A 13,215-nucleotide genomic window follows, 5' to 3' on the forward strand; every position below is an offset into this window, starting at 1 on the left:
GTTTACTATACCGCGAATAAACAGATGCGCTAGATACAACGTGCAAAACTCCACGTTGGTGGGCTGCTGACAGCGGTCTCGGCTGAACGGCCGCTCGTCGGCGCTCTCTCTTAGAACGTTGTTAAATACACCTGTACTGGTCTATAATGAAGGCCCCGTGGAGCCGATTCCCAGTGCGGTCGAAGAGTTCACAACGCTCGTAGCTCGCTCACGCATCGGCCGCAGCAGAACCGCGAATCATGGTGTCCACTTCCCAGGTCGGAGTCAGAGCCCCGCTCGCATCGATTCATAGCAATGTCTCGATTCACACGGGTTCGGCCCCGACGATTTCCCACCAGGACGTTCACGTGTTTGCTTCGAGAGCGATCGGTCAGCCGATCGGAGATCAGTCCGACGCACCCTTGCTCTTGTTGCAACCGCTTCGCGCGACGTCATTGTGGGAGAACGCCCTTATCGCGGTTCTGTTCCTGTTGATCATCGGTCTCGTTGGTATTCGTGTAGCCGAAACGTTGTCAAACCGCAATCTTGAGATTTCGTCGCTGCCGTTGATCACAGAGGCGACAAACCGCGCCGACGATGTGACCCACTCGCAAACAGCCGATCACCTCGCGTACGAATACTATTTGTCGCCGGAAACACCACCCGAACTCTTGAGCGACGAGGGAAAGGTGGTTCGTTTGCTGGTCGCAAATCACGGCCGCATTCGGCAGCATCGGATTACTGAAGAAACTGGTTGGTCGAAGTCGAAGGTGAGCCGGATCTGTTCGCGAATGCACGCTGATGGCACAATTGAGAAGGCATCAGTTGGTCGAGAGAACGTCATTACCCTGTCCGAACGAACGTCAGACGGCCAGGCACACTCAGACGACGTCGAAAACCCGCTTCCGTAAGCACGCACGGTTGTAGCATCCATTGGCGCTAGGTGGAAGTCGTATCGAATCCAACCGACCACCGGAAACGGTGGCCTCCGTTTCGGCCCGTTTTCAAAGCCCACTACGGCCCTTTGATCAATAGATCGACAGTGAATATCAATACTATCCCACGTCACGAATCGTGTTTATCGCACTGGTAAGAAATGAACACGACTGCTTGAAGTTACGACCGGAGAGGTTTTTCTGTGGCGGTACTCGCAGTTTCAGCCCGATTCGGTCTGGCGTTCTGAGTCAGAATTTCAGACGCTGTCCGTCACCGAACGGAAAAACCGAACGCCATGTAGATTGCAGCCCATGAAAAGGTATAGTGTATTATACAGCCGATAGTTACCGACTTATTCGTGGTATAGTAATGGCCGCAGTCACTCGTGGTGGGAGTAGAGACCCGTTCCGTTCCGCAGCGGACGGCGGGTACGGGTAGGAAACGAGATACCAATGACACGAAACAACCCTACGCACCAGCCAGCCGTCTCGAACCGCCTCGATACGCGCGACGGACTCGTCGATTGGTCCATCGCTGACCGCTCGACCGGCGGGATACCGTGGTCAACAACCGTCGATCGAACGGAGGTGATCGGTTAATGTGCGGTATTATCGCGCGAATCGGCCACGGCAATGCGACGGAAACGCTGCTTTCAGGCCTCGAGAATCTTGAATACAGGGGCTACGACTCAGCGGGTATCGCCGTCCAGAACGGTTCCGGCGTCAAGGTCCACAAGTGTTCGGGTGAGGTATCTGACCTCAAGTCGACCCTGAACACTCATCCGCACGGAAACATGGGGGATTGGTCACACTCGCTGGAGTACCCACGGGCCGCCGACCGACGAGAACGCCCATCCGCATACGGACACAGCAGGAGACGTTGCTGTCGTCCACAATGGTGTCATCGATAATTACGACGAGCTCCGGGTCGAACTCCAGGCGATGGGTCATGTTTTCGAAAGCGGACACTGATACGGAAGTCATTCCGCACCTCATCGACGAATACCGAGAATCGACCGGCGATACCGAACTGGCAGTTCGACAGGCGGTCGACACCCTCGAAGGAAGCTACGCGATCGCCGCGATCGTCGACGGCGAGGAAGCCGTGTACGCTGCGCGAAAGGGATCGCCGCTCGTCCTCGGCCTCGACGATACGGAGTGGTTCCTCGCCAGCGACGTTCCGGCGTTCTTGGATTACACTGACGAAGTAATCTATCTCGAAGATGGTGATATGGTCGTCCTCGAACCAGATTCCTACCGTATTACCGATCTCGATGGAAACCCACTCGAGCGGCCGACTGACACCGTCGACTGGGATCCGGAAGATGCGGGGAAAGGCGGGTACGACCACTATATGCTGAAGGAGATCGATACGCAGCCGACTTCTCTCGCGAATACGATCGAAGGCCGGATCGACGACGGGGCCGTTTCGTTCGAGGACCTCCCGTCAGGCACGTTCGAGGGCATTGGCTCCGTCCAGTTTATCGCCTGCGGAACGTCGTATCACGCAGCCATGTACGGCGGGCAGCTGTTGCGGTCCGCCGGCGTTCGGACGGAAGTCCTTCGCGCGAGCGAGTACGAATCGATGACCGGCCCGGTCGACGAATCGACGCTCGTCGTCGCAGTCACCCAGAGCGGCGAAACCGCTGACACGCTGGATGCGGTTCGAAGCGCGTCCGATCGGGGCGCACGAACGCTCGCCGTGACGAACGTCGTCGGCTCGACCGCCGCACGCGAGTCCGACGACGCAGTCTACATCCGCGCCGGCCCGGAAGTCGGGGTGGCGGCGACAAAAACGTTCTCTTCGCAGGCAGTCACGCTCGCATTGCTCTCCCAGCAGATCGCTGCTGACGCACCGGATGCAACCCCTGTCGCTGACCGAGCATCGATGCTCGAGTCCCTCAAGGACCTCCCGGAGCACGTCGAAACCGTCCTCGACTCGAACCGAGCGGAGACGCTCGCCCGCAAATATTTCGACAGCGAGTCGTATTTCTTCATTGGCAGCGGTCTCGGGCACTCGGTGGCGCTCGAGGGTGCGTTGAAGTTCAAGGAAATCACGTACGAGCACGCGGAAGGATTTGCCTCAGGCGAGCTCAAACACGGTCCACTCGCCCTCGTGACCGAAGAGACGCCGGTGTTTGCAGTATACACCGGCGGCGAAGACGAGAAGACGAAAACGAATGCCATCGAGGCACAGTCTCGCGGGGCGCCAATCGTCGCAGTTGGTCCGGACGAGCATTCTCTCGTAGACGTTGCCGATGCACACCTGTCGGTACCGAATACGCATCCGGTCTGGGCGGGACTGCTCGCGAACGTCCAATTGCAACTGCTTTCCTACTACGCTGCGAAGTTGCTCGAGCGACCGATCGATAAGCCGCGTAATCTCGCAAAGAGCGTCACGGTCGAATGAGTGACTCGGCCTTCATTGACTGATTTTAGTCTCGGCCGGCCACCACGACTCCGTACCGTGGATCTCGCTGATTCCGTATCGTCGGTTCGTTACTGCATAGCGCCACCGTGGCGCTGACACGTTCCTTTGGATTTCTGTGTTCGACGAGCAGCGAAGAAACCGCGCCGGTTACGGGGTAATCGTGTCACTTGATTCAACTACCGTCGCTAGCCGAACGGTTCTCTCCATGATACAATCGAAGAGGACCTGTGGGCAGGCGACTACGTCGTCCGCGATGCGTAGTAAGACGCCTACGAACTTGCCTCGAAAACGACGTTTCACGAACTGCCGCACGCAAACCTGCGCGACGAACCGAGGCTGTATCCGACTTCGTTTACGTCTACACGCGAAAAAACCACTACGTCATCAGGGCGTCATCGGTCAGCAAAGAAGTGCAAGAACGCATCGAACCCGTACTTCGTGATCCCCTCGTTCCGTTACGACGGGCGATCTGCCACGTTCCACGACTACCTTTCGCTTTCGTCCGTCGACCGAGTGATCGAAGCCGAGTGCATCTTACTCCGGAAGGCCAGAACCCGCAGGCGTCGTATTCACAACCGCGATCACGTCGTCGCAGGTGCGCCGTTCCCGTCTCTCAACTCGAGGATCTATTTCTCTTCATATTGGCTCGAAGGCCGGGCCCGAGATGCCGATCGAAGACGACTCGAGCATAGCACAATTCTCGGTATCGAACAGATTGCCATCACCAACCGGATAAATGGGGTGGTGGCTTGCACGGACGATCCGGAATCCACCCACTGAACGTCGAACAGATGACCGCGAAAGCGGTCAGACGCGGATGCTTTCGTCTCTCGAAAGCGGTGATGTAGGCACTCGTCATGAACGGATACGACACGATCTCGCTCAAGATTTCGGCGGCTATCTGCGAGTGGAGCTTCGGTGCGAATACATCTCGTGCAGGTGTTCCGACGCCTCTAGTGTACATTCGTCGCTTGTCAGGTAGTGTCGGCCAGAACCGGTTGCCACTGACGAGTTCTATCCGTGAAGTTGGAGACGGATATCTGTCAGTTGCTGATCTGGTACGGTGAGAAGATTCCACCACCGTCGTCGTCATCGCCCTCTTTTTCGAGCGGAAGCTCGATATTATCCTTATCCGAGTCCTCGATCGTGACAGGCTCCGAGTTCTCTTGATAGCCGTCTGCGTTCGCGGTTACCGTGTACTCGCCCTTCTCGAGGTTTTCTTTTTCGAAGGACCCGTCATCGTCGACGGTCACTTCTTCATCGACCCCATTTCCGGTAATTGTAACCGTCGCACTGTCGATCGGTTCGTCACTTTCGTTCGTCACGGTTCCGCCGATCGAGTACGTCTCTGCTTCTTCTTCCTCGAGTGTAACCTCGGTGGACTCGTCACCGTCGTCAATTTTGGCGTTCCCCGTGCCTGGCGTGTACCCCTCAGCGGTCGCTGAAATCGTGTAGTCGCCGTTTGGACCTATGAATTCGGCTTCACCGTCCATACCGGTCTCACCTGTTTCGCTGTCGCCGGATCCTGAAGTGACGGTCACGTCTGCACCGGGGACCGGGTCACCGTCCTGATCGACCACTTCGACCGTCAGTGTATGCGTTTCGTCGTCGTTGTTGTCGTCGTCGTTGTTGTCGTCGTCGTTGTTGTCGTCGTCGTTGTTATCGTCGTCGTTGTTGTCGTCGTCGTTGTTGTCGTCGGATTCGTTTGACGGCGGATCGGTGTCACCATCGGATTCATTCGTTGCCGGATCGTCGTTGTTGTCGTCGCTCTCGTTCGATGTTGGGTCACCGTCATCACTGTCACCGGAGCCGGCGCCGCCAGTGCCACCGGTATCGTCGGGCGAGTCTGAGTCGCTCAGTGCGTCGGTCAACGAGCCAATCGTGCCGCTTACGGAGACACCGCCAACCGCGAGTGTTACTCCGGCGACCAGGAATACGACGCCAAAGATGATGAGCAATACTTGGACGCTGCTCGACAACGATCGGGTGTTTGCACGCTGTTGGGTGTTGCTACGCATTGTAGTCTAGTTCCGGAAATTGTTGATTACGCACTCGCCGCCCCATCCGTATTCGAGACGCTCGATTTCGGGGAACCGACGACCGTTTTGTTTGTGAAGGGCAATCGACTCGCGGAACCCGTCGTATCGGCTTCGAATAGCACAGTACTACTCGAACCGCTCGGTGGGCCCCGATGTGGTAACCAGTGTGTTGCATTCTGCCAGCCGTGATGCCAGCAGGATACAGTTCCAAGTGAGTCCATTTGAGGGCAATTTCCTCTGTTGGGGGATCACTATACAGGAAATAAATCCGTTTCAGCTGCCGCAACGTAGGGGGATAGCAGCGGAGACTGATTCATCTATCGTGGCTGGATCGTCCGACTGAACATCGACAACCGGCGGGCCAACGTGCATCGATCGCGTCGTCAGACTCTAGGTCGTTTCGTCCGGGTGCCTCCCTCGCTCGTCTGTGCGTCGGCGTCAATAGACCCAGGACTTTGTATCGTGACTGACGGCAGGTCGTGGGAAACAGCCGAGAACGACCGCGCCTTCACACCGCAAAACTACATCGAACGGGCCGAGCCAGCCCCGGTACGCGACTTGCTGCGGATGAATTTTGACAGGAGTCGACGTGCAGTAATAGCGTATTAACCGGTCTGAGGGGCGAGTGCCAGTCGATGATTGAGGAACCGTAACAGCGATTTGGGCTGCGCTCACCGTTCGTTGACAAATCACCGGATACGGGCTGTTTGAACGGATTTCTGGGGATCTGGTGGAACAGTCGTGCGCTTTTTCAGTGTCATCACGGGTATCCCCACAGGAGGGAATCATGAGTGAGTCCACGACGAACGAACCAGCAGCCGGTGAATCGAACACCCGCAGACAGGGCGAACCGGAGGGGCAGAAGTGGCTAAGCGGTTTCGTCTCACTGATTGGCCTCTGGATGGCCGTTTCGCCGATTTTCTACGACCAGGCAGCGTCCATGCTGTGGAACAACCTCCTGATCGGGGGTGCCATCTTCCTGCTTGCAGGATACAATTATTATCGGATCACCACCGGCCATTCGACCAGCACGGGTGTGATGTCGCTCGTCGCACTGCTCGCGCTGTGGGTGGTCGTGTCGCAGTGGGCCATCGGCGGGCAGATCGGAATGAGCGGCCTCGAGGTCGCCGCGATGGGGTTAGTCTGGAGTAACGTCATTTCGGGTCTCGTCGCCGCTGCACTCTCGGCGTACATCGCCTACGCAGGCGGTCGCGGCGTCCGCACGGGGGCGGCAGCTGGAACCCGATAACCGACGTCCCGAAGTCACTTTTTGGCTAGTCATCGAATGGACCAGCATCATCCGGCGGTCCGCGGTCCTCCGCCGGGTCAGCGTCGTCAGGTTCTTCGCGTTCGTCTCCAAACGGCCAATCGATTCCGAACGGCCCTTCGTCTTCGAATGGCCCCTCGTCTTCGGATGGCTCGGCGTCGCGATCGGCTGATTCGTCCTCGCCCTCATCCTCATCGCGTTCGGATGGCTCGGTCGACCGCGCTCGGTCGTCGGGCTCCGATTCGGACTCGGATCGCTCCGGCTCATCGTCGGCCGCTGGTTCGGAATCACCTACTGACTCGTCGTCGGATTCGACAGTCGAAGTATCGGCGTCGCCGCCGTCAGCTTCACCGCCGGTATCTGCTTCGGTCTCTGTTGATTCTGCCCCTTCACGGTCGTCAGCGGTGCTGTTCGTTCGGGTATCTGATGCATTGTCGACCGACGCCTCGTTGCGTGACGGGTCGCTCGCAGTCAGGTCGGGTGCGAACGCCGAAATGATCACGCCGAATGCGAGGAGGACGGCGACGATAGTGATGAGCAACGCGACCGCCGACGGAAGGTCGTCACGGAAGCGGGACATTCGACAACACGATCATAGCCTGCCACCCTGCTTTGTTAATTTCCGCCCACAGCGCGACAGGGTCTCCGTTCTCCATCCCGTAATAGCCGGGGTGATCTGCTCGCGTAGTAGTATCGTCCCTCCGCGACGGGGCTACGTGCCCGTTGTTCGCGGCCGAACAATGATATAGCCGGGCCTCCGAGTGGGAACAACGGATCTCGCCGACAATGACGAGCCATTACGATCACGCGCAGGTACAGGAGTTCTGGCAGTACGTCTGGGAACGTGACGACGTCTACGCGCTCGACGAGGATGCCACCGATCCGACGTACGTCCTCGGAATGTTCCCCTACACGTCCGGCACGCTCCACATGGGACATATTCGAAACTACGCGATTACGGACGCCTATTCGCGGTATCGTCGCATGCAGGGAGACGACGTCCTTCATCCCATGGGTTGGGACGCATTCGGCTTGCCGGCCGAAAACGCGGCAGTCGAGCGAAAGACTGACCCCGAATCCTGGACCCAGGCCTGTATTCGCCGTATGCGCGAAGAACTCGAGACGATGGGCTTTGGCTACGACTGGTTCCGGGAGATCACCACCTGCGAACCGGAGTACTACCGGTGGAATCAGTGGCTGTTCAACCGGCTCTACGAAGCGGGGCTTGTCGAGTACGAAGCGGCGACGGTCAACTGGTGTCCCGACTGCGAAACGGTTCTCGCCGATGCACAGGTAGCCGAGCAAGACGATGAGAGAGTCTGCTGGCGCTGCGAGACGCCTGTCGGTCGACGGGAACTCGACCAGTGGTTCTTTACGATCACCGACTACGCCGAGGAATTGTACGACGGACTCGACGAACTGGAAGGATGGCCTGAAGGAGTCCGCGAGATACAACGGAACTGGATCGGCCGGCAGGAAGGCGCGCGGATCTCCTTCGACGTGTCCACCGACAACGATGGCGGTGAGAGCGGAGACGGTGATGGGACCATCGAGGTGTTCAGCACGCGACCCGAGACGATTTTCGGCGCGACGTTCCTTGCGGTGTCGCCTGGACATGATCTCGCACAGGAACTGGCCGCCGAAGATGACGAGGTTGCGGAGTACGTCGCAACCGTCCGCGAACAGGACCCCGACGAGGTCGGCTTTGCCGGCGTCGAAACCGACGCAACTGCCGTTCACCCCTTGACAGGCGATGAACTCCCCGTTTATGTCGCTGGATACGTACTCGAGGACGTCGGTACGGGCGCCGTGATGGGCGTTCCGGGCCACAATGAGCGAGACCATTCGTTCGCGCTCGAACACGACCTTCCGATCGAGCGCGTGATCTCACCGCCCGACGAGACCGAACGTGAGGGCGAGGACCTCATTGGCGAAGATGACGGCACTGGCGCCGATCACCACGGAGACGTCGACGAAACGGCACCGTACACCGGGGAAGGTGTGCTCGAGGGGAGCGACGAGTACGGCGGTCTGGAAACGACGACGGCTCGGGAACGCCTCGTCGCCGCACACGACGCGTTCGCGGAAGACGTTACCTACCGTCTTCGGGATTGGCTGATCTCTCGACAGCGCTACTGGGGGACGCCGATTCCGGTCGTCCACTGTGACGACTGCGGTCACGTTCTCGTCCCGGACGAAGAACTCCCGGTCGAACTCCCCGAGTTCGTCCAGACGACTGGCAACCCGCTGGATGCAGCCGGTGAATGGACGGAAACAACCTGCCCTGACTGCGGTGGTCCCGCGCGTCGCGAGACGGATACGATGGACACGTTCGTCGATTCGTCGTGGTACTTCCTGCGCTTTCTCTCGCCGCACCTCGAGGACGCGCCGTTCGATACCGACCTCGCTGACGACTGGATGCCGATCGACGTCTACGTCGGTGGCGACGAACACGCTATTCTCCACCTGCTGTACACCCGATTCTTTACGCGGGCGCTCGCCGATCTCGGGCTCCTCGAGCGGAGAGAGCCCATTCGAGACCTCATGAGTCAGGGGACGGTGCTATACGACGGTGAGAAGATGTCCAGTTCCAAGGGGAACGTCGTCGCTCCCGAAGAGTACGGCGCAGAGACAACTCGGCTGTTCGTCCTCTCGGCGGCCCATCCCGAACAGGACTTCGAATGGACTGCCAACAACGTCCGCGGGGCCTACGACCTCCAGCAGTCCCTCTACCGGATGGCGACTGATTTCGTCGAGAGGGGCGATGCTCGCCTCGAACGACGAGAGCACGACGAGTACGTTGCCCGCGAGATCGACCGAACGATCGCGGCGATTACCGACGAGTACGAGCGATTCCGGTTTCATCGCGCCGCAACCGAGATTCAGGAGCTCGCGCGGCTCCTCAGGCGGTACTGCGAGTACGATCGTCCCCACGGAGAGATCTATCGGCGCGGCTTACTGACCCTGGCTGCGGTGATCGCACCCATGGCACCGCATCTGGGCGAAGAACTGTGGAACAAACTCCGAGGCGAGGGACTCGTCGTCGTTGCCGATTGGCCGCAGCCGGATCGGGATACATCGTCGTACCAGCGCGAACGTCGCCTGATCGACCGAACGCTCGCGGACGTCCGGGACATCGTCGACGTCGCCGCAATCGACGGGCCCGAGCGGGTCGAACTGGTCGTCGCGCAGGTGTGGAAATACCGGGCCGCTGAACTGGTCGGCGAGGCCGGTGCCGAGGACACAGCAGAGAGGGGCGTCGACGTCGGATCGATCGCCGACCGCGTGCTCGAGGGAGACGACGTCGACGCGGACCGCGAGACGGTTGCGGCGTTCGTCGGCGAACTCGTCGGCCGTGACCGTAGCATGGAGAGCGAACAGGAACTTACGGCGGCTGGTGAGTATTCGATTCTCGAGCGTGCGAGTTGGCTCGTGACCGACGAGTTCGGCGCGGACGTCACCGTTCGACGGGCGACCGCAGACGACGAACTTGCGGACAAAGCCCGCCCTGGAAAACCAGCGATCCACATCAGCTGACGGTTTTTAGTTTCCGAGTGCGGCCGTCTCCCGAAGGTTACATTCGGCACCATTCGGCCATGTTTTCGGTGTCCCTCTCGAAGCTCGCAGAAGGACAGTTTTATTCCACCGAATTCCTTATGGTAAGAGAGGATGATGGAGGGTGGCGATAATGTCGAAATATCGTCCGGAAGGACGCCGAGTCGCGCAGTAATTGAAGCAATAGCCGAAGCGGAGGACGTCCAGACAACGGATGTCAATCCGCCGGCGTACGAATCGCTGTACGCCGTCGTCGACCCCGATGCGCTCGACGCGCTGTTCGGCGGTCGATCGTCCGGCGCAAACGGGTCGCGCGGATCCGTCTCGTTCGAATTTTGTGGGTACGACGTCACCGTCGATGGGGAGGGAACAGTGGTGCTCGAGGAACTGACCGAATCCACGGACTGACGGCCGTCCGATCAGGATCGATCGCCGACTCGTCGTAACTACGTCCGGGACTGACACACGGAAAGACTCTTTTCGACGAAGCGTCGATTGCAGCCACGATGGAGAGCCACTACGAGGCCCTTGGGCTCACCCCGGATGCCGACGAGCGGACGGTTCGGCAAGCCTATAGAGCTCTATTGAAGGACCATCATCCGGACCACGGTGGCTCTCGCGAGCAGTTTCTCCGGATCAAGGAGGCGTACGAACAAATTCTCGATGAACGGGTTCCGGACAACTGCGAGACCGACGGCGGTGCGATCGCAGACGACGGTTCCAACTCACACGGCCCACGACGGCCGACGTACGATCCGGCTGACCGCAGCAACCGTAACGGGGACCACGAACTGACGGTCGACGGCGAGTACCTCTCTGTTACGCTTTCCGGATTGGTTCACGACGTCGACCTCGACGCGCTGGTCGACGGCCCGGTCACCGCCGCGACGAGGCGGACGGTTGCGTTCTTCCGCGTCCGAAATACGAGCGAGCAGATCCTTTCCTGGCAGGGAAAGACGAACACGAACTTCATCGGCGACGACGGATTCCTCTATGAGGGCTCGAGTATCGTTGCACCGCACGCTACCGACCTCCCCGAACGGTGGATTGGTTCTGACGCCGAACTCGAGCCCGAGCGGGCGCTGGACGGCGTCGTCATCGCTCAGGAGATTCCGGATGACGTCACAGTCGAGCAAGTTATATATACCCAACACGCTCCCGATGTCGACGCACCGAATCCTGCAGCCACAGAGCGGTATCTCTTCGAACTGAAACCGTTGATTCGCGAACGGCTCGACCGATTCCCCTTCGAACGGAGCTGAGCGTACCCGGTCTACGTTTGCCGGTAAATCCGCCGATCGTGATGCTGTGGGCCGTCCTCGACGTTGCCAGCCGCTTGCGAACCGCGAGATGACGGCGGTTCGTGTTCGATTCGTCGCGGAACAGCAAGCATGATACGGCGGTGCTTCTAACGGTCGATAATGGCAACCGCTGACGCGAGACGGCGGCTTCGGGAGCGGCCGGTGGGTGTAACGATCGTTTTGACGATCGTCGGATATGCGCTGGTCCTCGGGACGTTCCTGCTCGATGTAGCGATCTATCCCGATCTCACGCGGGAACAGATCAATTTGCTCACTCACGCGATCGCCGCGATAAACACGACGGCAACGGTACTACTCGTCAGCGGCTGGTACTGGATACGCGCGGGAGAGATCAGGAAACACCAGCTCTCGATGATGGGTGCGTTCGCGCTCATCCTGCTGTTTCTTGTCGTGTATCTGCTCAAGGTCGGCGGCGGCGGCGAGAAGCACTTCGTCGGTCCGGATCCAGTCTACTATGCGTACCTGATCATGCTTGCGATCCATATCGTTCTCTCGGTCGTCTCCGTGCCGGTGGTTCTCTATGCACTCATACTCGGCTTAACCCACTCCCCTTCGGAGCTCCGATCGACGTCCCACGCCAGAATCGGCCGGATCGCCGCCGGCGCATGGATTTTGAGTCTCACTCTCGGGGTCGTCACGTACGTGTTGCTCAACCACGTCTACGAGTTCGAGTTCGCGTCGATGCTCGTCCCACCTCTGTGACAGGCGACGAGGTGATGCGGACCGACAAGTTATCCGGCACCCACGCATACTCCCATCTAACGAATGCATTTCGTCGAAGAAATCGTCGTGGGCGAATTCCTCCCAACCATCCGATCCCTGCTCGCAAGCAACCTGCGCGACCGGGGGCTCACGCAGAGCGAGGTAGCCGACGTTCTCGGAATTAGCCAGAGCGCCGTCTCGAAGTACGCTCACGGCGACGTTACCGTCAACGACAGAATCGCAAATGACGACCGCGTCCGTACCGTCGTCGACGAACTCGGAACGGGACTGGCTGCCGGGGATATTTCGCCAGTTCAGGCCCTGATAGAACTCGAGGTGCTCATTCGCGACCTCGAGTCCGGCGGCGATCTCCTCGCACAACTCCACGAAGAGGCAGTTCCAGAACTGGGAGAACACCCGTCTGGGTTCCGGGTTCACGATCCCGAGAGCGAACTCCGGGCCAGCGAGCGCGTTCTCTCATCGGTTCGACAGGGACTGAGCATCCTCGAGACGGCGAGTGGCTTTGCGGGACTGATCCCGGCAGTCGGTTCGAATCTGGTCGCCTGCACACCCGACGCCGAAGACGTCGACGACGTCGCAGGCGTGCCAGGCCGCATCTTCGACATAAAGGGACAGGCTACCGTCCCCACGGCCCCCGAATTCGGCGTCTCCGAACACGTCGCGCGAGTGTTACTCGCCGCGCGCCGACACGGGGCAGACGTCTCGGCGGCGATTAACATCAGGTACGAGCCGGAACTGGTCGACGAACTGATCGAAGAGGGTCACGTCGCCGCTGAATTCGACGAATCGGACGACGTCTCCTCGAGTGTCGGTGCGGCGATCGAAAACGAGTCCGAAGCAACAGTGTTGTACCAGACGGGCGGCATGGGTATCGAGCCATTGATTTACGTGCTCGGATCGGACGCGCAGTCGGTCGCGGACACGATTCGGTCGCTAACCTGATAACGAGTGGGTGAGAAACCGA

10 protein-coding genes and 1 pseudogene are annotated in these 13,215 nt (G+C 59.3%); 9 read left to right on the top strand and 2 right to left on the bottom strand.

Annotated elements, in window-relative coordinates; genetic code table 11:
• The first annotated feature begins 239 nt into the window (after positions 1-239).
• The 3 genes and pseudogenes from HYG82_RS39930 to glmS all read left to right on the top strand — a co-directional run bounded on the left by HYG82_RS39930 (position 240) and on the right by glmS (position 3,324).
• A complete protein-coding gene (locus HYG82_RS39930) occupies positions 240-890 on the top strand; it encodes a helix-turn-helix transcriptional regulator (RefSeq protein WP_179263583.1) in 651 nt (216 codons plus the stop codon).
• 477 nt (positions 891-1,367) lie between these two features.
• Entirely contained in the window at positions 1,368-1,514 is a 147-nt protein-coding gene (locus HYG82_RS39935; RefSeq protein WP_179263585.1) for a hypothetical protein, read from the top strand.
• Positions 1,514-3,324: pseudogene (gene glmS, locus HYG82_RS39940) on the top strand (glutamine--fructose-6-phosphate transaminase (isomerizing)). Before HYG82_RS39935 ends, glmS begins: the two are co-directional and overlap by 1 nt.
• A 1,064-nt stretch (positions 3,325-4,388) precedes the next feature.
• Here glmS and HYG82_RS39945 read toward each other — a convergent pair.
• On the bottom strand, positions 4,389-5,363 hold the full coding sequence (locus HYG82_RS39945; RefSeq protein ID WP_179263587.1) for a carboxypeptidase regulatory-like domain-containing protein: 975 nt from the start codon (positions 5,361-5,363) through the stop codon (positions 4,389-4,391).
• 808 nt (positions 5,364-6,171) lie between these two features.
• On the opposite strand from HYG82_RS39945, the gene HYG82_RS39950 reads away from it, so the two are divergent.
• On the top strand, positions 6,172-6,633 hold the full coding sequence (locus HYG82_RS39950; RefSeq protein WP_179263589.1) for an SPW repeat domain-containing protein: 462 nt from the start codon (positions 6,172-6,174) through the stop codon (positions 6,631-6,633).
• A gap of 25 nt (positions 6,634-6,658) precedes the next feature.
• Here HYG82_RS39950 and HYG82_RS39955 read toward each other — a convergent pair whose 3' ends face one another.
• Positions 6,659-7,231, bottom strand: coding sequence for an ICP22 family protein (locus tag HYG82_RS39955; protein WP_179263591.1), 573 nt, complete (start codon positions 7,229-7,231; stop codon positions 6,659-6,661).
• 206 nt (positions 7,232-7,437) lie between these two features.
• Between HYG82_RS39955 and leuS the strand changes: the two genes are divergently transcribed.
• The 5 genes from leuS to HYG82_RS39980 all read left to right on the top strand — a co-directional run bounded on the left by leuS (position 7,438) and on the right by HYG82_RS39980 (position 13,193).
• Complete coding sequence (gene leuS, locus HYG82_RS39960; protein WP_179263593.1) at positions 7,438-10,188, top strand: leucine--tRNA ligase; 2,751 nt, start codon at positions 7,438-7,440, stop codon at positions 10,186-10,188.
• Between the two features lie 132 nt (positions 10,189-10,320).
• Positions 10,321-10,614: a DdfA family disk-determining factor gene (ddfA, locus tag HYG82_RS39965; protein ID WP_179263595.1), complete on the top strand. Its 294-nt coding sequence runs from the start codon at positions 10,321-10,323 to the stop codon at positions 10,612-10,614.
• Positions 10,615-10,712: 98 nt separating this feature from the next.
• The gene (locus HYG82_RS39970; protein ID WP_179263597.1) at positions 10,713-11,468 is read left to right on the top strand and encodes a J domain-containing protein; all 756 of its coding nucleotides are present in this window, start codon (positions 10,713-10,715) and stop codon (positions 11,466-11,468) included.
• A gap of 159 nt (positions 11,469-11,627) precedes the next feature.
• Positions 11,628-12,230 (top strand): DUF420 domain-containing protein, encoded by a 603-nt coding sequence (locus tag HYG82_RS39975; RefSeq protein ID WP_179263599.1) that lies wholly within the window; start codon positions 11,628-11,630, stop codon positions 12,228-12,230.
• Positions 12,231-12,293: 63 nt separating this feature from the next.
• The gene (locus HYG82_RS39980) at positions 12,294-13,193 is read left to right on the top strand and encodes a thiamine-phosphate synthase family protein (RefSeq protein WP_179263601.1); all 900 of its coding nucleotides are present in this window, start codon (positions 12,294-12,296) and stop codon (positions 13,191-13,193) included.
• Positions 13,194-13,215: the final 22 nt, after the last annotated feature.

It is taken from the genome of Natrinema halophilum (assembly GCF_013402815.2).
In the GTDB taxonomy this organism is placed as follows: Archaea; Halobacteriota; Halobacteria; order Halobacteriales; family Natrialbaceae; genus Natrinema; species Natrinema halophilum.